Source organism: Asaia sp. As-1742 (assembly GCF_011753235.1).
Lineage (GTDB): Bacteria > Pseudomonadota > Alphaproteobacteria > Acetobacterales > Acetobacteraceae > Asaia > Asaia bogorensis_B.
On record NZ_VWWA01000003.1, the window covers coordinates 250,554 to 271,949 of the forward strand.

17 protein-coding genes and 1 tRNA gene are annotated in these 21,396 nt (G+C 59.1%); all 18 read left to right on the top strand.

Annotated features, from left to right (window positions below):
- Positions 1-12 precede the first annotated feature (12 nt).
- The 18 genes from gatC to F3J08_RS06230 all read left to right on the top strand — a co-directional run bounded on the left by gatC (position 13) and on the right by F3J08_RS06230 (position 21,013).
- Positions 13-300 (top strand): Asp-tRNA(Asn)/Glu-tRNA(Gln) amidotransferase subunit GatC, encoded by a 288-nt coding sequence (gene gatC, locus F3J08_RS06145; protein ID WP_023977422.1) that lies wholly within the window; start codon positions 13-15, stop codon positions 298-300.
- Positions 300-1,778, top strand: a complete 1,479-nt coding sequence (gene gatA / locus F3J08_RS06150) for an Asp-tRNA(Asn)/Glu-tRNA(Gln) amidotransferase subunit GatA (protein ID WP_166928814.1) — start codon at positions 300-302, stop codon at positions 1,776-1,778. The genes gatC and gatA overlap by 1 nt, the downstream gene beginning before the upstream one ends.
- Entirely contained in the window at positions 1,775-3,232 is a 1,458-nt protein-coding gene (gene gatB / locus F3J08_RS06155) for an Asp-tRNA(Asn)/Glu-tRNA(Gln) amidotransferase subunit GatB (RefSeq protein ID WP_166928815.1), read from the top strand. The genes gatA and gatB overlap by 4 nt, the downstream gene beginning before the upstream one ends.
- A gap of 88 nt (positions 3,233-3,320) precedes the next feature.
- Positions 3,321-3,413 (top strand) — tRNA-Ser (locus F3J08_RS06160).
- 137 nt (positions 3,414-3,550) lie between these two features.
- Positions 3,551-4,762 (top strand): phage integrase central domain-containing protein, encoded by a 1,212-nt coding sequence (locus F3J08_RS06165; protein ID WP_166928816.1) that lies wholly within the window; start codon positions 3,551-3,553, stop codon positions 4,760-4,762.
- Positions 4,728-5,675 carry a hypothetical protein gene (locus F3J08_RS06170; protein ID WP_240149169.1) on the top strand — a complete coding sequence of 316 codons (948 nt, stop codon included), beginning with the start codon at positions 4,728-4,730 and terminating at the stop codon, positions 5,673-5,675. The genes F3J08_RS06165 and F3J08_RS06170 overlap by 35 nt, the downstream gene beginning before the upstream one ends.
- Before the next feature lie 100 nt (positions 5,676-5,775).
- A complete protein-coding gene (locus tag F3J08_RS06175) occupies positions 5,776-5,982 on the top strand; it encodes an AlpA family transcriptional regulator (RefSeq protein ID WP_166928817.1) in 207 nt (68 codons plus the stop codon).
- Positions 5,983-6,099: 117 nt separating this feature from the next.
- A complete protein-coding gene (locus F3J08_RS06180) occupies positions 6,100-6,609 on the top strand; it encodes a hypothetical protein (RefSeq protein ID WP_166928818.1) in 510 nt (169 codons plus the stop codon).
- 3 nt (positions 6,610-6,612) lie between these two features.
- Positions 6,613-7,182 (top strand): hypothetical protein, encoded by a 570-nt coding sequence (locus F3J08_RS06185; protein ID WP_166928819.1) that lies wholly within the window; start codon positions 6,613-6,615, stop codon positions 7,180-7,182.
- Positions 7,179-9,074 (top strand): type IV secretion system DNA-binding domain-containing protein, encoded by a 1,896-nt coding sequence (locus tag F3J08_RS06190; RefSeq protein WP_166928820.1) that lies wholly within the window; start codon positions 7,179-7,181, stop codon positions 9,072-9,074. The genes F3J08_RS06185 and F3J08_RS06190 overlap by 4 nt, the downstream gene beginning before the upstream one ends.
- Complete coding sequence (mobF, locus tag F3J08_RS06195) at positions 9,074-11,851, top strand: MobF family relaxase (protein ID WP_166928821.1); 2,778 nt, start codon at positions 9,074-9,076, stop codon at positions 11,849-11,851. The genes F3J08_RS06190 and mobF overlap by 1 nt, the downstream gene beginning before the upstream one ends.
- Before the next feature lie 182 nt (positions 11,852-12,033).
- The gene (locus F3J08_RS06200) at positions 12,034-12,330 is read left to right on the top strand and encodes a DUF1778 domain-containing protein (protein WP_166928822.1); all 297 of its coding nucleotides are present in this window, start codon (positions 12,034-12,036) and stop codon (positions 12,328-12,330) included.
- Positions 12,331-12,825 carry a GNAT family N-acetyltransferase gene (locus F3J08_RS06205; RefSeq protein ID WP_166928823.1) on the top strand — a complete coding sequence of 165 codons (495 nt, stop codon included), beginning with the start codon at positions 12,331-12,333 and terminating at the stop codon, positions 12,823-12,825. It abuts the gene before it with no gap.
- 96 nt (positions 12,826-12,921) lie between these two features.
- On the top strand, positions 12,922-15,012 hold the full coding sequence (locus F3J08_RS06210) for a site-specific DNA-methyltransferase (protein WP_166928824.1): 2,091 nt from the start codon (positions 12,922-12,924) through the stop codon (positions 15,010-15,012).
- Positions 15,009-17,945: a DEAD/DEAH box helicase family protein gene (locus F3J08_RS06215; RefSeq protein ID WP_240149170.1), complete on the top strand. Its 2,937-nt coding sequence runs from the start codon at positions 15,009-15,011 to the stop codon at positions 17,943-17,945. The genes F3J08_RS06210 and F3J08_RS06215 overlap by 4 nt, the downstream gene beginning before the upstream one ends.
- Positions 17,946-17,987: 42 nt before the next feature.
- Positions 17,988-19,040 carry a hypothetical protein gene (locus tag F3J08_RS06220; protein WP_205206765.1) on the top strand — a complete coding sequence of 351 codons (1,053 nt, stop codon included), beginning with the start codon at positions 17,988-17,990 and terminating at the stop codon, positions 19,038-19,040.
- 261 nt (positions 19,041-19,301) lie between these two features.
- On the top strand, positions 19,302-20,090 hold the full coding sequence (locus F3J08_RS06225) for a type IV toxin-antitoxin system AbiEi family antitoxin (protein WP_166928825.1): 789 nt from the start codon (positions 19,302-19,304) through the stop codon (positions 20,088-20,090).
- 5 nt (positions 20,091-20,095) lie between these two features.
- Positions 20,096-21,013, top strand: coding sequence for a nucleotidyl transferase AbiEii/AbiGii toxin family protein (locus F3J08_RS06230; RefSeq protein ID WP_205206767.1), 918 nt, complete (start codon positions 20,096-20,098; stop codon positions 21,011-21,013).
- The last annotated feature ends 383 nt before the right edge of the window (positions 21,014-21,396 follow it).

Consider the following 21,396-nt stretch of genomic DNA (forward strand, 5'->3'; position numbering starts at 1 on the left):
AGTCGATCCTTTATGTCGTTGGAAACGCGCACAGTCAGGCGCATAGCAAAACTGGCCAGAATTGGCCTGAGTGATCAGGAATGTGAAGCCATGCGCCAGGAGCTGAGTGGCATCCTGGGCTGGGTCGAGCAACTGAACGAAGTCGACATTACCGATGTGCCCCCGATGATTGGCACCGGCCTGGCCATGCCGCGCCTGCGTGAAGACGCTGTGACCGATGGCGACAAGCGCGACGCTGTGCTGTCCAACGCGCCCGACTCTGTCGGTCCCTATTTCACTGTTCCCAAGGTTGTTGAGTGATGCATGATCTGACCCTCGCCTCTGCGCGAAAGGCTCTCAGGGAGCGTCGCCTGTCTGCCGTCGAACTGACCGATCACTTTCTGAGCGCGATCGACAAGCTTGACGGTGAAATCAACAGCTTTGTTACCGTTACAGCAGATCAGGCCCGCGCTTCTGCCCGTGCGGCTGATGCCTTGCTGGCCACGGGCAATGCGCCCTCGCTTTGTGGCCTGCCGCTGGGTATCAAGGACCTGTTCTGCACCAATGGTGTGCGCACTACGGCTTCGAGCAATATCCTGCGCAATTTCGTGCCACCCTATGAAAGCACGGTCACGTCAAACCTGCTGGCCGACGGGGCGATCTTCGTTGGCAAGACCAATCTCGACGAGTTCGCGATGGGGTCGACCAACATGACGTCGGCTTTCGGTCCGGTGGTCAATCCGTGGCGCCGCAAGGGCTCTGAAGACAAGCTGGTTCCCGGCGGGTCTTCCGGCGGTTCTGCTGCTGCCGTTGCCGCTGGCCTTGTGCTTGGCACGACGGGCACGGATACGGGTGGTTCCATCCGTCAGCCCGCGGCCTATTGCGGTATCACGGGCATCAAGCCGACCTATGGTCGCTGCTCGCGCTTTGGCACGATTGCCTTTGCCAGCTCGCTCGATCAGGCCGGGCCGATGGCGCGCACGATGGAAGATTGCGCCATCATGCTGGAATCCATGGCCGGGTTCGATGCGAAGGACAGCACCTCCGTCGATCGCGCGGTGCCGCGTTATGAGGATGCGCTCGAGCGTGGGGTGAAGGGTCTCAAGGTTGGTATTCCGCGCGAGTATCGCCCGGATACGCTGCCTGCGGACATTCAGGCCCTGTGGGATCAGGGTATCGCCTGGCTGCGTGACGCCGGGGCCGAGATTGTCGATGTCTCGCTTCCTCACACAAAATACGGCCTGCCGACCTATTATATCGTAGCACTGGCTGAAGCTTCCTCGAACCTGGCACGCTATGACGGCGTCCGTTTCGGCGAGCGCGTTGACGCTGGTACACTCGATGAACTTTACGAAGCCACGCGTCATGCTGGCTTTGGTGAGGAGGTCCGCCGTCGTATCCTGATGGGCACCTATGTGCTCTCTTCCGGCTATTACGACGCGTATTACCTGCGTGCGCAGAAGGTGCGTACGCTCATCCAGCGTGACTTCCTCAACGCGTTCGAGAACGTCGATGTGCTGTTGACACCAACCGCGCCTTCGGCAGCTTTTGCTCATTCTGAGCGTCCGACCGATCCAGTGCAGATTTATCTGAACGACATCTTCACCGTGCCAGCCAGCATGGCGGGCGTGCCTGCGCTGTCTCTGCCGGCCGGACTGGACCATGACGGTCTGCCGCTCGGCTTGCAGCTGATCGGCCGCTATTTCGAGGAAGAGACATTGTTCGCCGCCGGGCGTGTCATGGAAAAGGCAGCGGGCTTCACGCACAGGCCTGCTTTGCATGCGGGAGCAATCGCATGAGCGGCTATATCATCGAAGGCACAACAGGCCCCTGGGAGATCGTGGTCGGGCTCGAAGTCCATGCTCAGGTCATCAGCCACGCGAAACTCTTCTCTGGCGCCTCGGCCGAATATGGCGGCGAGCCCAACACCCATGTCAGCCTGATCGACGCAGGCTTTCCTGGCATGCTGCCGGTCATCAACCTGGAGTGTGTGGCTCAGGCCGTACGGACAGGGCTGGGGCTGAATGCACAGATCCATCTGATGAGCCGGTTCGATCGCAAGAATTATTTCTACGCCGATCTGCCGCAGGGTTACCAGATCAGCCAGTTCGCTCATCCGATCGTGGGTGAGGGGAAGGTCGAGATCGAACTCGCCGATGGCTCTGTGCGCCATATCGGTGTCACGCGCCTGCATCTCGAGCAGGACGCCGGCAAGTCGATGCACGATCAGGACCCCACGCGCTCTTTCATCGACCTGAACCGTGCCGGCGTGGCGCTCATGGAAATTGTGAGCGAGCCCGATATCCGTTCGCCGGAAGAAGCGGGTGCCTATCTGCGCAAGCTGCGCCAGATCCTGCGCTATCTCGGCACTTGTGACGGCAACATGGAAGAAGGCTCGATGCGTGCCGATGTGAACGTTTCGGTACGCAAGGCGGGCGAGGAATATCGCACGCGCTGCGAGATCAAGAACGTGAACTCGATCCGCTATGTCATGCAGGCGATCGAAGTCGAGGCAGCGCGACAGGTCGAGATCTGGGAAGCCGGTGGCACAGTCGATCAGGAAACACGACTGTTCGATCACGTGCGTAGTGAGACGCGCTCACTCCGTTCTAAGGAAGACGCGCATGATTATCGCTACTTCCCCGATCCCGATCTTCTGCCGCTCCTCATCGAGCGTGACTGGGTTGAGAGCCTCCGCGCCGCTCTTCCGGAACTGCCCGAGGCCAAGCGCGAGCGCCTGGAGGAAACCTATGGCATTTCACGCTATGAGTCGGGAGTTCTGACGGTAGAGCAGGGGATTGCCGATTTCTACGAGACCGTGGCCAAGGGTAGTGACCCGCGTCTGGCGGTTACGTGGATGCTGGGTGATTTCTTCGCAGCGCTGAACCGGACGGGTGCGACGATCGAAACAAGCCCGGTCAAGGCTGAGGGGCTCATGGAGCTTCTGGCGCTGATCACGGATTCGACGATCAACGGCAAGATCGCGAAGGAAGTGCTTGAGGACATGTTCGAGACCGGTGATTCGGCTTCGGTCATCGTCGAACGCAAGGGGCTGCGTCAGGTTACCGACACCGGGGCTATCGAAGCCGAGATTCGCGGCATCCTTCAGACCCATGCCGACAAGCTCGCAGAGTACAAGAGCGGCAAGGACAAGCTGTTCGGATTCTTTGTCGGGCAGACCATGAAAGCCATGAAGGGCAAGGCCAATCCGGCCATGGTGAACGAGCTGCTGGTCAAGCTGCTCGCAGAGTAAAAAATCTGCAAAAGGGGGGTTTGACGCGACGAGCAAATCCCCCTAGAAGCAGTTCTGCAAACGCCGTGAAAACTGCGTCCCTCTAGGCGGAGGGGTGGCCGAGAGGCTGAAGGCGGCGGTTTGCTAAACCGTTGTACGGTGTCAAGCCGTACCGTGGGTTCGAATCCCATCCCCTCCGCCAATTCCCCTTTTTATTCAATATCGTAGCCTACCAAAAATGGCTGTATTCTGCGAAATTCACGCTATTTCGTGTTGCATGCCGATGCACGGAATTGCATCCTATCCCACACCTCGCGTGGTAAGAAGTGTGGGATAAAAATGGGGCGTCTTTCCGCAACAACCGTGAAGGCCATCAGGGAGCCGGGTCGCTATGGCGACGGCGACGGGCTCTATCTCGTCATCAGCCCACGGGGTGGCAAATCCTGGGTCTGCCGGGTCCAGAAGAACGGCAAGCGGCGTGACATCGGCCTCGGCAGCGCCAAGAAGGTATCCTTGGCATTGGCGCGCGAACGAGCCGTCAAGGCGCGGATGCAGGTTGAAGTTGGCCTTGATCCCGTAGCTGAACGCCGCAAGGAGGCGGGCATTCCGTCCTTTCGTGAAGCCGCCCTTGAGGTCTACGCGCAGAACAAGGCGACCTGGAAGAACAAGAAGCACCGGGCTCAATGGTTGACGACCCTTGAGACCTACGCATTCCCACTGATCGGCGACGTGTCGATCGCCGATCTTGACGGCCATCATGTTCGTGAAGTAATCGCCCCGATCTGGCTCAATAAGCCTGAGACCGCCCGCCGGGTTCGGCAGCGGATCAGCAACGTCATGGACTGGGCGATCGGCAAAGGCTACCGCACGCTTCCCCTGCCGCTGGCGGCAATGGATAAATCCCTTCCCAAGGCGAAGACCAGGACCGTTCATCACACAGCGTTGCCCTACGCCGAGGTGCCGGCCTTCCTCACTTATCTCCGGTCGGGAGATTCGATCGGGCGCCTGGCTCTGGCGGCTCTTATCCTGACCGCGACACGCTCTGGGGAGATCAGGAGCGCCACATGGGATGAAATCGACTTTGAGAACAAGCTCTGGACGATTCCCGCCGAGCGGATGAAAGCAGGGCGGGAGCATGTCATCCCGCTCTCTTCGCAGATGTGTCAGGTCTTCAAGCTTGCGCAAGGTTATCGCGAGGCACGAAGCCAGCTTGTGTTTCCTGGCCAGCGCGCGGGCAAGCCGTTGTCCGATATGACGCTGACCAAGATTTGCCGGGACGCGCGCATCGCGGCGGTTCCTCATGGCTTTCGTTCATCGTTTCGCGATTGGGTCGCCGAGGAAACCCAGTTCGACGGCGACATCGCCGAGATGGCGCTTGCCCATACGATCGGCAATAAGGTCGAAGCCGCCTATCGGCGTGGTAATCTTCTGGAAAAACGGCGTATTTTGATGGAAGCTTGGGGAGCGTATTGTTGCCAAGAGAAATGCCGAGACGAGGGGAATGAAATCAGTCCGATTGAGCTTGCTCGCAGCCCAGAAGCTGAACCCTGATAATCTGGAAAAAGGCTATCAACTGGTTGATCAGGCGATTGTCGATCTGAAGAGAAAATCTGACAAGGCGTTCAGTTTTTTTGTTGCTATATTTGTTGTGTCTTTCATTCTGAGTTTGACTTCTGGTATTCTTCTATTTTCGTTTATTTTTCATCACCCAAATTCTTCTGCCTATATCACGTATCTCATTTTGTTTTTGACCAGCTTTTTCGTCATGGTATTTTCGGTGACCGGCGTCAGATGGTTTCAGACCAGAAAATTTTTGTTCGTTAAAACGCCCTACGATATTGTACTGCCCGCCGAGTTGGAACTGCTCATGTCGGACCTCCGTAGCGGGCGGCTTTCCGCCTATACAAGCGCCGGGTATGGCAACACAGTCCTGAGTGCCGTGCAGGCGTCCGATGGTGTTCTGCTGGATGGACGGGTTTCGCCCGAAACCTTTTCTAACCGCTACTCCCCGTTGCTCCTCTCCCGAGAGGCAAAATTCTGGGGGCTGTTCTGGCTCTCCTTCCGGAGGTCATTCACCCGTCCGATCTATGTCGTGACTGATACCGTGCCTGACGGCGACGAGGCACGGTGCCTCAACAATGATCCGCGCTTCCGCTGGCTGGTCGGAGGCACGATGCTGGAGTTCATGACCAATCTCGATGCCTTTCTTCGCGAGAATATCTCTCCCGACGATCAGCCGTGGTATCGGATTGCCTTTACCGTTGCTCGACGCGAAATGCGAAAAGGTGCTCAACACGGGGCTCTGGCTGCCGCGATCAAAGCCATCAAGCAGGAACTTGCAGCAACTCTGGGCAGCGACCTCGGCCCGCAAGGTGGCGATTCGACCTCATCGCTCAAGGCACTTTTGAGCGGCAGGCAGGGGCGAAAAGATATCAAGGGATATTTCGACCCCAACGGCTCCTGATCAGTCCTGATCGCGTTGGATAACGTTGGCTAACGGGCTTTTTTCAGCGATTTGAAGCCGTCTAGCGTCGTCGGTACGCCATCAAACAGGATGCCGTCCGATGGACCAGAATGCCGCTTTCACCCTGCTGTTGACGATCGACGATGTAATGCGCCTGACCGGCTATAAGAGCCGGTCGAGCATTTATCGCCTGGTGCGCCAGAAGCGCTGCCCGCCGCCTGTAGTGATCGGTGGCGGGCGCGTCCGCTGGCGCGCAGGCGAGATCGAACATTGGCTCCAGGGCCTCCCGATCCAGAACTACATCTGACCCGCAGGCGCGGCGCGACCCCAGCCATTTGGGGGCGGTCCACGCCGCGCCTGCTCCCGGATTTCCTCCGACAATCCCGTTTCATCGTGTTTCGCATGATTCACGAAAGGACACCCCATGCCCATTTTCCGCGCTATGCTGGACTGGCTGCGCCCCGGCAATCGGGTCACGCTCCGTTTTCGCGTGCATCCCCGGATTGCCCGCGAAGCCCTGCCGCTGATCGAGAAACTGCTCGCTGACACCCCGGACGGCGAGACCTACCGCTTCGCCATCGGCTTCTGGCGTCATGCCGAACGACCGCCGCTTACGGTCTACCGGGGGGATAATTCGACCTGCCGGATCGACGGTCCGTTGCAGGCGGCGGCGCGCACCTACTTTCCTCTGGGCGGCCTGATCGAAACGCTTGGCGTCACGGCCTACCTGACACCTTTCGAGGCGAACGCACTGGACCAGCGTCTTCGGGACGCGATCGAGCGCGTGATCCGCGCCTGGGTTGCCGAGCATGAGCTTTACGATCTGCCCTGCCTTGATCTCCCTTTCGACCGCCGGACAGCGGATCGCGAGGCCCTTGTCCTGATCGCCCACTGGGCCGCTCAGCATCGCCGGGAGGGCACGGAGCATGCGTGACCCATGCCGGTTTTTCCATGCGACCAGCGGCCCCGATGCTGCGCATCGGGCCACAGAAAGAAGAACACACCTCACGCACTGGCCTGCGGCGGTTTTCTGCCGTTTTTCGAGGGTGCGATCGGGGTGCGCCTGCCTTCGCAGCTCGATATGTGGCGGATTTCCGCCTTTTTACGCGAATGCGGCTCGGGTGCGGCGGGAGGGGCGGCCATGAGGCACGTCCAGCATTCCGTCCGCCTTCCGATCGCGCTGGATCGGGCTCTCCGGCAGCTTGCCGCACGGCGTGAGATGACCCCCTACGCCCTGTTGCAGAACTGTGTCCGGACCGGGCTCGCGACCATGATGCAGGAGGGCGTGACCGGATCGGTCCCCCCCGAACTGGCCACGGAACTGGGGCAGGTCAGCACACAGATCGTCCATGTCGAGCGCCTGACCGAGCGCGCGCTCTACGTGTCCTGCGCCGCCTATGTCTTCGCCCGTGCCGCAGCACCTACCCGCATCGACGAGACCCGCCTCACCGACGACATCAACGACGCCTTCCAGCGCCAGCTTGTCCTGGCGGGAGAGACCCCATGACCAGTGATCTCGACCAGCAGGCGCATGTCGGCGCTCTGCGCGCCATCCGTCGCGCCCAGAGTGGCGCACGCTTCCGCACCGCCTTCCTTGTGACCAGCCTCGGCCTTCTCGCTGGCAGCGGGCTGGCGGCGGTCGCCACGACATCCCCCGAGGAACTGACCATGGCCGGACAGTTCCTCCTTGCGGAGGCCCAGCGTCCCATTCTGGCCATCAGCCATAGGGATGCGCCGATGACCGTCATTCTTGATGGCCGACGCTATGAGACCGGCGCCTACGAGCTGGTGCGTAGCGAGGACGTGCAACATCGCGTCCTTACCCTGATCGAATGCGCCGCCCTGGGTGGTCTGATCGGTATGGGGCTGGGCGTCGGCACCTTTACCCTGACCGCAGATCGGCGGCGGCGTAAACGCGCACAGGAACTGGCCGACCGCACCATCGCCGGCAGTCGGGTCGTGTCCGAAGTCGTCCTGGCCGCCACCACAGAGGACACGGACGATCCTTCGCCCCTGCGCCTCGGCACCGTCGCCCTGCCGCGCGCGATCGAGACCCGCCATCTGGCGATGATCGGCACCACGGGCGCTGGAAAGACCACCGCGCTGCGCCAGCTCCTCGACGTGATTGAGGCCCGTGGCGAGGCAGCACTCGTTTATGACACGTCGGGGGATTTCGTCGCCCAGTATTACAATCCCGTTCGGGGCGACATTCTGCTCAATCCCTTCGATGCGCGAGGTGCCTACTGGAACCCGTTCGACGAAATCCGCCATCCCGCCGACGCCGCCCGAATCGCCCGCTATCTGATCAGCGAGACCGGCGATCGGGACCGCGATGTCTGGCTGGAAACGGCCCGCATCCTCGTGGCCAACATCCTGCGCCAGCTTTGGGAAGAAAAACGCGGCACGCCCGCCGGGTTGCTCGATGCGCTGCAATATATGTCGAGCGCGGATCTGGAGCGATGGCTGGCCCATACGTCCTCGGCCCGGACTTTCGCCCAGGACGCCGAGCGCGCCACGGCCAGCGTGCTGTTCATGCTCGCCAAGGCTGCCAACCTGCTCATGTTCCTGCGCGCCGAACCGGCACAGGGCGGTGAAGGCTTTTCCTTTGCCCACTTCTTCGCCGGGTTCGACAGCCACAAGGGCCGTCGCCCGTGGATTTTCGTGCCACGCAAGGAGGATCATTTCGAGGCCATCAGGCCCTTGATGGCGCTCTGGCTGGAATGCGCGGCTTCAGCGACGCTTGGATTGCCGCCCTCCGACCGTCGCCGGATGTGGTTCCTGCTCGACGAGTTCCCGGACCTGCCGCGCGTGGACAACATGACCCGCCTGCTGCCGCAGGGGCGCAAGTTCGGCGCGGCCGTGATCCTGACCTTCCAGACCATCGACCAGATGCGCAGCCGGTATGGGGAAAAGGACGCCGAGACGGTGCTGGGAAGCTGCAACACCAAGCTCTTTCTTCAACTCACCGATGTCGAAAGCCGGGACTGGGCATCGAAAACGATTGGCCAGGCCGAGGTCGAAATCCAGACCCTTTCGGCCAATCTCGATCCCAAAACACGCAAGCCCCAGATCACGGTCGGCACACGACGCGAGGTCCGCCCGGCCGTGATGGAAAGTGCTTTGCGCCTGCCGCCCGGCTGGGCCTATCTCCTGTTGCCCGACGGATTGCCGGTCGCGCGGATCGCGCTCACCAACGCACATATCATCGCGCGGGGCGCGGCCGGAACGTCGGCGTTCGAGCCGATCGGCCTGGATCAGACATTGTGGAAACAGACGCGGCCGGATGAGTCGAAGGCCGGAAAGGAGAAGAAGGAGGAGGAGGACAAAGCCACCGGCGAGGCTCCGGCATCGAGCCGCCCCACCCGACGTAACCCGGCCTCCAAGCCTGGCCCGGTCTGATGGTCGCCACTGTGTCGGCCCTGAGCAACGCGGCGCAAGCGGCAAGCTATTACGAGGCCGATGATTATTACGCCGAGGGTGGTCTCGCCCCGTCCGAATGGCAGGGCAAAGGGGCGGAGGCGCTGAAGTTGCAGGGCGCGGTCGAACACGACCAGTTCTCCCGGCTTCTGGAAGGCCGGGTCGCGGATCAGCAGCTTGGCGCGACGCGGGACGGCGAGATCGCGCATCGGCCGGGCTGGGATTTGACCTTCAGCGCCCCGAAATCCGTGTCGATCCTGGCCGAGGTGGCGGGGGACCGCCGCCTGGTCGAGGCGCATGAACGCGCGGTCAGGACCACGCTGGGACTGGCCGAAACCCATTTCGCCGCGACGCGCATCCGCGAGGATGGAGCGGTCCGGCGTGAAACGACGGGGAATCTGGTCGTCGCTACCTTTCGTCATGGCACCAGTCGCGCGCTCGATCCCCAGCTCCATAGTCATAACGTCATCCTCAACATGACCCAGGATGACAGCGGGCAATGGCGAAGTCTGGAACCCCGTGCCTTCTATCAGTTGCAAAAGCAGTTAGGCGCGATCTGCCGCCAGGAACTGGCGGGAGAAGTCCAGCGTCTGGGCTATGCCATCGACAGGGGAAAGGAGTCCGGCTTTGAGATCACCGGGCTCGACGCAACGACCTTGGAGGCGTTCAGCCAGCGATCCCAGGCGATCGAGGCGCATCTCAGCCAGCGTGGGACCAGCCGGGAAGAGGCGAGCGCCGCCGAAAAGCAGATGGCGGCGCTCGATACCAGGCTGGCCAAGGAGGCCGTGCCCCATGCCGAACTGATCGGGGAATGGCGCGCGGTGGCGGATTCCGCCGGATGGAACGAGCAGGCAAGGCGCGAGATAGTCGCACGGGCCGAGGCGCGCGCCCGGACCCAGGCCACGGCCGAAGATGTGGAACACGCCTTCGCCCGCGAATGCGCGGCCGATCGGGCGGTTGCGCGGGGCGCGTCGATGCTTGGCGAGCGGCACTCGGTGTTCGCCACCATCGCGCTGCACGAGGCGGCGGGACGTTTCGCCTTCGGTGAGGTCGGCCATGCCGAGATCGGTGCCGCGATCGTTCGGGCTCAGAAAACCGGCGCGCTGGAAGTCCGCTCATTCGTCGATCGCCGGGGCGCGGCTTTCGAGGGCCTGACCACGGCCGCCAATATCGCGGACGAGGCTGCCTTGCTGCGCCTTGAAGAACACGGGCGGGAGCAGGTCGCACCGATCCTGGCACCCATAACTGCCTCCTGCGCCGTGGCGCAGGCGGAACGGCGGGCGGAATCACAGGGCTACGCATGGAATGATGAGCAGCGCGCGGCGACCACGCAAATTCTCACCAGCCGCAACCGGATCGTCGCCTTGCAGGGTGCTGCCGGCACCGCCAAGACCTCCACCGTGCTGGCAACCGTCGCACAAGAAGCCCAGACGCAGGGACTTCGTGTCACGGCGCTGGCCCCGACCGCCTCGGCAGCCCAGGTGCTGGGCGACGCGCTCGGCAGCCGCGCCGACACGCTCGCGCGACATCTTTTAGCACCCGGCAAGCCCACCACTGTCGACCAACTTTGGATCGTGGACGAGGCGTCACTGGTGTCGGCGCGCGACGCCGCGAAGTTGCTGGCGCTGGCGGAAACCCATCGAGCACGTGTGCTGTTGGTCGGCGACACGGCGCAACTCGGGTCGATCGAAGCCGGCGTGGCCTTCGGGCAACTTCAGCAGGCGGGCATGGAGACTGCCCATCTTACCCGGATTCTGCGCCAGACCAACGAGCAGGCCCGTGCAGCGGTGGATGCCAGTCTTGCCGGCGATGCGAAGCAAGCCCTGGCGGCCCTTGATTCGGGTGGCGGGCATGTCGTCGAGCATGAAGGACGGGAAGCACGGTTCGAGCAGATGGCGCGGGATTTCGCGGCGCTGGACGGGAAAGCCCGCAAGCGCGCTCTGGTCATCGAGCCGTCGCGGGACGGGCGCGACACCCTGACTGGAAAAATCCGCGAGAAGCTGGCGGAGACGGGTGCGCTGCATGGGCCGGCAGTCGAACTGTCGCGTCTCGTAAGCAGAGACATGACCCGCACCGAGGCGAAGGAGGCGAGAAGTTACGTGATCGGCGATGTCGTCCGTTTCACGAAGGATTGTGCCGATAAGGGCGTCTCCCGGCGGGATGCCTATACCGTGGCCGGCATCGATACGGAAAAGGCGGCCGTGATCCTGATGGCGCGTGACGGGCGACGCATAGACTGGCGCCTGCGCCAATGGGGTGCCACGCAGTCCCAGGTGTTCACCGTCGAGCCGATCGAACTCCGTGCCGGTGATCGCGTGCGGTTCACCCGCAATGACCGTGCGGCGGGACGGACCAACGGCCAGCAAGGGGAAGTGATTGGTGTTGATCCCAAAGCGCGAACGGTCACGCTCCGCATGGACAATCGCCGGATCGAGCATCTGACGCCAGACGATCCGCGCGATCGTCACATCGCCCATGGCTGGGTCGCCACGGCCTTCGCCGCGCAGGGGCGCACTGCCGATCGCATTTTGGTCCATGCCGACAGCGTGGCCAGCCAGCTTGTGGATCAGAAGAGCTTCTATGTGGCTCTCTCGCGCGCCAGGGAAAGCGTTGCCCTCTATACCAACGACCGCGCCAAGCTCGTCGCTGCTATTCAGGAGCGGTCAGGTGTGAAGCAGACCGCTCTCACTGCGACGGCCGGGGTCACCATGGCGGCAGGCATCCAAGGCAAGACCGCTGCCAGAGGCATGGCTTTGTGAGGCGTTACACGTCGGGTTGTTGTGGATCGCCACACTGCACCGCCTCAAAGGAGCGCGTCTTACTGACTTTCGCCCCAAAGGGCGCGTTTTTGAGAACTCTCGTCAAAAAAGCGAAGGTGAGGAGTGGATACACATTGTGTATGTGTCATGCTATAGCTACGCTGAAACGGAGGAGACGTGCCATGCCTGCACGAACAGCCAGGGAGACAGCATCGTCGCCAGTTACGCGCGCTGTAAATCTGCGCGTGCGCGAGGATGTACGCGACCTGATCGACCAAGCGGCGCGCGTCAACGGCAAGACGCGCTCGGATTTCATGATCGAAGCGTCGCGGCAGGCGGCTGAAAATGCGCTGCTGGATCAGACCTTCGTGCGGGTCGATGCTGAAACCTATGCGCAGTTTCTGGCCGTTCTGGATCGGCCGCCGTCCGGTGAAGGGTATGAACGGCTAATGCGCGCGCCGAAGCCTTGGAAGGGCTAAGTGTGGAAATTACAGGCCCCAAGCCTTCTGACAGGCGCGCATATCCTGACGGTGTTCGATTCCGGTGTGTCGTCGCTGGATGATTGGCTGCGCCGGCGTGCAATGGCGAACCAGTTCATCGGTGCGTCGCGCACCTATGTCGTCGCCACCCTGGAAAACCGCGTGGTGGGTTATTACGCGCTGGCCTCCGGTGCGCTTGCGTATGCGGAGGCGTGTGGTCAAATCAAGAGGAATATGGCCGACCCGATTCCCATGGCGGTCTTGGGTCGACTGGCTATCGACCGCACCGTGCAAGGGAATGGAGTCGGGATGGCGCTGCTGCAAGACGCGGTGCTCCGGGTTCAACAAGCCGCTTCGATCATGGGGATTCGGGGCGTGCTTGTGCGTGCGATCTCGGACGAGGCGCGGGCATTCTATGAACACCACGGCTTCACTCCCTCGACAACAAACCCGCTGACATTGATCTTGTCTGTGACCAACGAACAAATTGAATAATGGCTAAAAGAAAAAATAGATCAGCATCTGTCACTGATCTGAAGTAAAGAAAAGTGGAATTATGCCTCGTACAAAGCACGGGGCGGGAGAAATTGAATGAAGAGTTTGCTGGAACAGCTTCCGTCTATTGTCGCAGAGGGAAAAAGAGAAGCTGAACGTGTAATGGAGAGGGCAGAAAGCAATTATCGCCTCGGTCTGCAAACGCGCGAGCTGGTTGTTCCGGCCAAGGATAGCAAATGGAAAGATTTATTTCGAGAAAAATCAGAGATTGCTAATGATCTAAGTTCCAGCAAACGAAATGCCCTTATATACGGCGATAATCTTCTAGCTATGGCTGCGCTGATTGCTGGCGGTTCCAGCATAGAAACCCTTCGCAACAAAATTGATTTTATATATATTGATCCGCCATTTGACAGCAAAGCCGATTATAGGACGAAGATAATTCTGCCTGAATCTGAAATTCAGCAGAATCCAAGTATTCTCGAGCAGTTTGCGTACTCTGACACATGGGCAGATGGCACGGCATCATATTTGCAAATGATTACGCCTCGCTTGACTCTAATGAGAGAGTTGCTGTCAGATATTGGAAGCATCTATATACACATCGACCGCAGCGTTGGCCCTTATGTGAAAATAATAGCTGACGAAATATTTGGCAGATATAATTTCGAGAATGAAATTATATGGCGTAGAACAACATCTCGTGGTGGAAGCGAATATTATAACCACGTTCATGACAACATACTGTTCTACACAAGGAATGGATGTGGCATTTGGAATCAGCAGTATACCCCGTACACTGACGGATATGTCGACGGCATGTTCCGCAAGGTAGATGCGCAAGGCCGGCGATATCGTGAAAGCCCGCTTACAGCGCCGGGACGGCGAGATGGAGACTCTGGTCGCCCATGGAAAGGGGTTGATCCCAATCAGATGGGTAAAGGTCGCCATTGGGCTGTCCCGGGATTTTTGCGGCATCTGATCTCGGCCGAAGCACAGTGTAGCGTTCAGAAGTCTCTCGATGAGCTTGAAGCGCGGGGGCGGATCATATGGGCGAAGGACGGGGCTGGCCGTCCCAATGTTTTACAGTATGTGGACGATTTGCCAGGTGTTGAGCTTCAATCAATGTGGACAGACATTGGTCTCGAAACTGGTCCTGAATACGACACTCGAAAACCGGAACGGCTAATAGAGCGTCTTATAGCCTCATCAACGAACGCGGATTCAATCGTCGCCGATTTTTTCGCTGGCTCCGGCACGACGGCTGCTGTCGCGGAGCGGCTTGGTCGCCGCTGGATCACCTCTGACCTGGGCAAACCGGCGTGCATGATTACGCGCAAGCGCCTGATCGACCAAGACGCCAAACCCTTCCTCTACCAGCATATCGGCGACTACCAGGTGGAGCAGATGCGCTCCACAATGGGCGCGAAGTTCCGTATCGGCGATCTCGCCGAAATCGTCCTCGGCCTTTTTGGCGCGCTGCCGCTGCCCGTGGAGGAAAATCCGAACAAGAACATGGGACGACTTCAGAGGAGCAAAACCCTTATTCTCGCCGACAGCCCGAACAAGATGACTGGCCTTGCCACGCTGCGCCGCGCGATCGAAATCCGTGATAACCTTATGGGCGGCTGGGACAAGGTGGTGATCCTCGGCTGGAACTTCTCGCCGACGATCGGCCACGATATCGAGGCGTTAGGACAGGGCGAGCGACTGGAAGTGCTGGTGATCCCGCCCGACCTTCTCGACCGTCTGAAGAAGAAGGGCCTCAAGCTCAAGGCCGACGAGGTGCGTTTCTCGTCGCTGCAATACCTCAAACTAGGCGCGGTTTCCCGCAAGCAGAACGGGGAGAGCGAAGCCCTGTCTGTGGAAATCGCCAACTATGTGCTGCTTTCGCCGGAGGCGCTGAATCTCGACGAGGCCAACCGCGACAAGCTGCAAAAGGTCATCAATTCCGATCCGCTCGCGCTGATCGAATATTGGAGCGTCGATCCTGACTATGACGGCGAGGTGTTCCGCTCCGTTTGGCAGGACTATCGGGGCAACACTGACAACGACAGCGATCCCTACCGCGTCACGCGCACGGCGCGGCTTGCCAGCTTGCCGAAAAAGGACGGCCCGCGTCGCGTTTGTGTACGCGTGGTCGATGTATTCGGCTTCGAGGCCGAAGCGACGATTGAGGTGGCATGATGGCGAGCATCAATGATCTTTCGCTTGCCAAGGGCCTGACAGCCAGGGCCGAAGCCGCCTGCGCTGGCTTGGAAACCGGCGAAGCCCCGATTCTCCATCAGGTTTCCGAGATCACTGCCGAGTTACTGAAATGGTGGTTTCAGGCGGAGTTTCAGGATGCCCGCACCTTCAATTTCCACCCCGGCCAGCGGCAAGCCTTGCTCAACGTGATCTACGCCCATGAGATCCTGGGCATTTCGACGTTGCAGGAACTTTACCAAGCGGTCGCGCCGGACGTGATGCTATCCAGCATATGGGATTCCGACGTGATCCGCGCGCCGAAGAATGCCTATCCGAAATATTGCCTCAAAATGGCGACCGGTACTGGAAAGACATGGGTGCTACAAGCCATCATGGTTTGGCAGATTCTCAATGCCAACCGCGCGACGGAAAATCCCCGCTTCACCCGGAATTTCCTCGTTGTCGCTCCCGGCCTGATCGTTTACGATCGACTGCTCGACGCCTTCATGGGCAAGGAGCGCGACGGCAAGCGCGACTTCTCGATCTCTGATCTCGCGGTGTTCCAGGAGCTGTTCATCCCGGACGCCTATCGGGACGAGGTGTTCCGCTTCGTGCAAGGTGCCGTCTGCCCGAAGGAGGAGATCGGGCGGAAGGTCACGGCCGGCGGCATCATCGCCATTTCCAACTGGCATGTGCTGTCGGAGGAAGTTGAACAGCCGGAAGACGAGGAAATCGAGGCACCCGGTGTAGAAATTGATCCCAAGGCAATTGTGCAAAGCATCCTGCCGCTGACGCCGGGTACAAGCAAAGGCAACGACCTGAATGTGCTGAACCGTCGCTATGAGCGGGGAGGCATCCTTGACTACCTCAAGGAATTGCCCGCCCTGATGGTCTTCAACGACGAAGCGCACCATATCCACGAGTTCAAGCGCGAAGGCGAAGTGACCGAGGTTGAATGGCAAAAGAGTCTCAACCTGATCGCCGAGCCGAAGGGCCGCCGCTTCGTGCAGGTGGATTTCTCGGCGACGCCCTATAACGAGGTCGGGACCGGCCGGAACAGCAGGAAGTCTTATTTTCCGCACATCGTCGTGGATTTCGACCTCAAGACGGCCATGCGGGCCGGACTAGTCAAATCCCTTGTGCTCGATAAACGCTCCGAGATCGGGGCGCTTAGCCATGACGAACTGGATTTCAAAGCCGACCGGGACGAGAGCGGCAAACCCATGCTCTCGGAAGGCCAGCGGATCATGCTCCGCGCCGGCCTGACCAAGCTCCGCAAGCTGGAAGCTGATTTCACGGGTCTCGATCCCGAAAAGCATCCGAAGATGCTGGTTGTCTGCGAAGACACCACGGTCACGCCCCTCGTGGCCGAGTTCATGCAGCTTGAAGGACTGGCCGACGACGATGTGCTGCGCGTCGATTCCAACCGCAAGGGCGAACTCAAGGCCGACGAATGGAAGGTGCTGCGCGAGCGCTTGTTCGACGTGGACCGGCATCGGTCCCCGCGCGTCATCGTCAGCGTGCTGATGCTGCGCGAGGGCTTCGACGTGAACAACATCTGCGTCATCGTCCCGCTACGCGCGTCGAGCGCCGGCATCCTGCTCGAACAGACGATCGGTCGGGGCCTGCGCCTCATGTGGCGCGGCAACGAATATGACGACATCAAGCGGGAGAACCGCCAACTCATCCGCGCCGGCAGGACGCCGACCAACATGATCGACATTCTCTCGATCGTGGAGCATCCGGCGTTTCAGGAGTTCTATGACGATCTGATTCAGGAAGGGTTGGCAACTGAATCCGACGACGAGGATGAGCGTAACACTAGCGGAACGGGCGACCTGATTTCCGTCGGACTGCGCCCTGGTTTCGAGAATTACGATTTCGCCATTCCCTTCATCTTGCGCGAGCAGGTTGAGGAACTGGAAGGCACGCATATAGACCCAGCTAATCTTGAGCCTTTTGGAGCTTTCACGCTTGCTCAACTCAAGAGCCAGTTGGGGCATGGTGAACGATTCCATTCAGAAGACGTGCAGGCCAAGACCCGCTTCGGGGATTACCGCGTGCATGGCGGCGTAATGACGGCTACGGGATACAACGACTATCTTGCGCGCATCACGCGTAGGATCACCGAAGCCGTCACCTTGACCGACACCACGGGCAGTTCAAAGGCTTTCGCCAATGCCAGCAAGTTTCCCTACATCCAGATCAACCGGGCAGAGCTAGCCGAGGGCATCGATACTTTCATTCGCCGACATCTTTTCCAGCATGAGGTAGACCTTCTTGCTGATGAAAACTGGCGCGTCCTACTGATCGACCCGGTAACTGAGCACATCATCAAAGTATGGGCGCGCGCTATCCTCGAAGCCGAGGACAGTGTGATAGTCGCCGATGCCGAGGTTGCACATCGGCGACTATCAGAAGTGCCGAAGCTTGCTATGCGCACGGGTTCGTCACTTGCAGTCGAAAAGGCCATTTACCTGCGTTTGCCGTATCCGTCTCGGAACGGCGGCCTCGAACTGGCCTTCATGGAAACTTGCGAACGCGACGCCAGCGTGGAATCTTTCTGCAAGATCAACGAGCAAAAGCATACCTTCGCGCGGCTTCGCTACATTAAGGAAGACGGATTGCCTGCTTTCTATTCCCCCGACTTCTTCGTGCGGGCCGGCGGTTCGATCTATCTCGTGGAAACCAAGGCACAAGGTCAACTCACCAGCCCGAACGTGCTGCGCAAGCGTAAGGCGGCCGTCGCTTGGTGCGACCGGATCAACAGCTTGGCCGCCGATCTGCGCAACGATGCGGAATGGTACTATGTTCTGCTTGGGGAAGACGCCTTCTATGGGTGGCGAGACAAGGGCGGTTCGATTGCCGAGCTTCTGGCTTTTGCCCGGTTGCGCCCTGTCGAGGACCGGAGCCAGGCGAAATTCGTTTTCTGATGGTTAGCATAAGCGTCTTCGAAGGGAGAGATCGTTCTTATCATGAAGCTGGTACGTGACGCTAAGACGCTAAAAGAGAAAGCCGTCGCCTCGCTGAAAATCGCCATGACGACGTTTAACTCCTTCGAGGAGGAGGGGCGGATTACCTCGGTCCTTCTCCATCTTCAGCATGCCTGCGAAATGCTGCTAAAGGCTGTGCTGGTGCAGAAAAGGGCAACCGTCTTCGACAAGGTGACGGGGAGGTCTATCGGCTTTGAAAAATGTTTGCGCCTTTGCCAGGCTAGTCACGGGCTAAAGCCGGAGGAAGCTGGCATCATGCGTGCTGTCGATGCCATGCGCGACGCAAGCCAGCACTGGTTCGTCTTTGTTTCCGAAGACCTACTTTACATGCACACAAGAGCGGTGATCTCGGCGTTTGATGACTACCTGAAGCGCGGCTTGGAAGCCGATCTCCATACGCTTATCCCGCCGCGTGTCTTGCCCGTCTCATCTAAACCCCCAGGAGATTTCGAGTTTTTGATCGATCGTGAATACAAGCTAATCGCGGAGTTGTTGCGCCCCGGTAAACGCCAGCGGGACGAGGCCCGAGCACGCATCCGCTCTCTGCTCGCTATGGAGGCCCTGACGACCGACGAGGTGGAGATCAGTGAAAAGGATATCCACAGGATCGAAAAGGCGGTCAAAGCGGGGGCGGAGATTGGCAAAGTATTCCCGCGTCTTATCGCCGTTTCGACCGAAACTTCGGGCGATGGCGTGACGCTGAAGGTGCATTTCTCGAAAAAGGAAGGGGCGCCCGTCCGCTACGTCAGCGGCGACGATTTGGAAGAAGCGGCAGCCGTGCGTGAAGTCGATATTCGCAAGAAGTTCCACATGCGCGCGGCCGAACTGGCGAAAGCCCTGAAGTTATCGGAACCGAAGTCCAAGGCCCTCCGCTGGCACCTTGGTATCGACGAAGACAAGGATTGCCACCATATATTTGAATTCGGGAAAAGTGCTTTCCCGTGTTTTTCCGACAACGCCAGGAACAAGATGAAACAGGCCCTTTCCGATGGCCTCGATATGAACGTAGTATGGGAAAAATACAAGAATAAGTAATAGTTAAAATTTATATATTTAGATTTTTATCTAAATATAATTTGGAATTTTTTATTATTTGGTTTTGTGATTAAAAATTATATTTTCTCTCGCTTGGCTTGCGGCATCCAGTCACGCAGCGTTTTCCGCAAATAGCCGGTTTCTCCTATGATCAACCGGATTATATCGGTTTACGATAATTGAAAAATGTTAAGTATGGTTTGGCAAAACTCGCGGTATGCAAACTAGACTTAGGTTTTTTAATTTCATATAATACTAAGTATGGCTACGCAATTTAATGGAAAGCTAAACCGACTCCAGCAGGTGCTCCCCGAGGGGCTCCTCGCTGATGCCGCTTGGATGGAAGCCCACGGCTATTCGTCAGCGCTGCGGAGCCAATATGTGCGCTCCGGCTGGCTCGAAAGTCCGGCTCGACGCGTCTATCGCCGCTCGCGAACACCGCTCACTTGGCAGCAGGTCATCGTTTCCCTCCAGACCATATTGGACCTTCCGCTGACCGTCGGCGGGCGCACCGCGCTCGAACAGCAGGGGTATGCTCATTATCTGTCGACGTCGGTTCGTGAGGTTCATCTTTACGGACCGAAGCCTCCACCGACATGGCTGCCAAGCCTGCCGCTCGATGTGGCCTTTCATTGGCACAACAGCCTGCGGTTGTTTCCGAGCCACACCGATGCATCGCCCATATCAAGTCCCGCTATGGTCAATATCGGTGGTCTGGCCCTGCCCATTCGCTATTCCAGTAAAGAGCGCGCCGTTCTCGAATTGCTCGATGAACTGCCCGAGCGTGAGACCTTTCACCAAGCTGATGCATTGATGGAAGGAATGAGTGATTTAAGTCCGCGCCGACTGCAAGCGCTGCTTGAGGCTTGCACCAGCGTGAAGGTGAAGCGGCTCTTCCTCTTCTTCGCGGACCGCCACCGCCATGCATGGCGACCCCGGCTCGATATATCTCGCATCGATCTGGGTGCGGGTAAGCGTGTCCTTGCCAAAGGCGGAAAACTCGATCCGCATTATAACATCACCGTGCCAACCGACCTGGGAGGTTCGTGAAGCTCATGGCTTTCCTCGACACATATCAGCAGCAGGTGGCTCTCTTGATGCGGGTTGTTCCTTTCGTCGCTGAGGAACGGATTTTCGCGCTCAAGGGTGGCACTGCGATCAACCTGTTCGTGCGCGACATGCCACGTCTTTCCGTGGACATCGACCTGACTTATCTGCCGGTTGAGGGGCGGCCCGCGTCGCTGTCTGCGATTGACGCCGCGATGCTCAGAATCAAGGAGCGGATCGAACGGGGCATACCCGGTGTGAGGGTAAATGCCTCACGTTCGGCCGATGAGAACACCGTGACCAAGCTGGTCGTTCGGGTCGGCGGTGTACAGATCAAAATAGAGGTAACGCCGGTGCTGCGAGGCACCGTCTATGATCCGGCTGTGACAAGTGTGGTGCCTGCTGTCGAAGATGCCTTCGGGTTTGCCGAGATGCAAGTCGTGTCTTTCGCCGACCTTTATGCGGGCAAGATCGTAGCTGCATTCGACCGCCAGCATCCCCGCGACCTTTTCGACGTGCGCGGCCTGCTGGCGAACGAGGGAGTCGACGATGCGTTGCGGCGAGCTTTTCTGGTTTATCTCATCAGCCATAACCGCCCGATGGCCGAAGTTCTTGCTCCGACCCGCAAGCCGTTACGAGAAGAGTTCGAACGGGGTTTTGTCGGAATGACGGAAGAGCCCATCACCCTCACAGAACTGGAAACCGCACGGGAAGCGATTATCGCCGAGATGGTCGCCGCCATGCCGGACAATCACCGGCGCTTCCTCGTTAGCTTCAAACGAGGCGAGCCGAATTGGGAACTACTCGGGATACCGGAGGCCCAGCATCTGCCTGCCGTCATGTGGAAACAGCGCAATCTTGCCAAGCTGCCCGATTCCAAGCGGGCTGAACTGACCGAAGCATTGGAGCGGGTGCTCTTTTCATGAGCACGAATCGTCCGTCAGAAGCCGCGTTGCCTGGCGATGAAGATGCAGGTAGAGGCGGATGGTCCTGTGCCCTCTCGACCACCCAAAATGACACAAGCGACGATATTATGTGGGTTTTTGTGTGGGATAGTTTTCATTCTCCACTTAATAAATATCAATAAATCAATATGTTAGTTTATTTTTGCGGCGGACATCCCCTCCGCCACTTTTCCCGTCGAAAATTCGATATGTTTCCTCCCATGTCGCCTTACTGCGATGTGCGCTCACGCCTGTTGTCGCGACTGTGCCAATCAGTTTCCTTAATATCACGGCACAGAGATTTATACATTTCAGGTACAGGTCTCTATTGCTTGCCCATGTAATTCAGAGGACAAGGAATGCGA

Coding starts and splice junctions, on each gene's coding strand:
- F3J08_RS06230 (WP_205206767.1), top strand. CDS start 20,096: ATGGCTTTCCTCGACACATATCAGCAGCAGGTGGCTCTCTTGATGCGG.
- F3J08_RS06225 (WP_166928825.1), top strand. CDS start 19,302: ATGGCTACGCAATTTAATGGAAAGCTAAACCGACTCCAGCAGGTGCTC.
- F3J08_RS06175 (WP_166928817.1), top strand. CDS start 5,776: ATGGACCAGAATGCCGCTTTCACCCTGCTGTTGACGATCGACGATGTA.
- F3J08_RS06190 (WP_166928820.1), top strand. CDS start 7,179: ATGACCAGTGATCTCGACCAGCAGGCGCATGTCGGCGCTCTGCGCGCC.
- F3J08_RS06165 (WP_166928816.1), top strand. CDS start 3,551: ATGGGGCGTCTTTCCGCAACAACCGTGAAGGCCATCAGGGAGCCGGGT.
- gatA (WP_166928814.1), top strand. CDS start 300: ATGCATGATCTGACCCTCGCCTCTGCGCGAAAGGCTCTCAGGGAGCGT.
- gatC (WP_023977422.1), top strand. CDS start 13: ATGTCGTTGGAAACGCGCACAGTCAGGCGCATAGCAAAACTGGCCAGA.
- F3J08_RS06215 (WP_240149170.1), top strand. CDS start 15,009: ATGATGGCGAGCATCAATGATCTTTCGCTTGCCAAGGGCCTGACAGCC.
- F3J08_RS06185 (WP_166928819.1), top strand. CDS start 6,613: ATGCCGGTTTTTCCATGCGACCAGCGGCCCCGATGCTGCGCATCGGGC.
- gatB (WP_166928815.1), top strand. CDS start 1,775: ATGAGCGGCTATATCATCGAAGGCACAACAGGCCCCTGGGAGATCGTG.
- F3J08_RS06220 (WP_205206765.1), top strand. CDS start 17,988: ATGAAGCTGGTACGTGACGCTAAGACGCTAAAAGAGAAAGCCGTCGCC.
- mobF (WP_166928821.1), top strand. CDS start 9,074: ATGGTCGCCACTGTGTCGGCCCTGAGCAACGCGGCGCAAGCGGCAAGC.
- F3J08_RS06180 (WP_166928818.1), top strand. CDS start 6,100: ATGCCCATTTTCCGCGCTATGCTGGACTGGCTGCGCCCCGGCAATCGG.
- F3J08_RS06210 (WP_166928824.1), top strand. CDS start 12,922: ATGAAGAGTTTGCTGGAACAGCTTCCGTCTATTGTCGCAGAGGGAAAA.
- F3J08_RS06200 (WP_166928822.1), top strand. CDS start 12,034: ATGCCTGCACGAACAGCCAGGGAGACAGCATCGTCGCCAGTTACGCGC.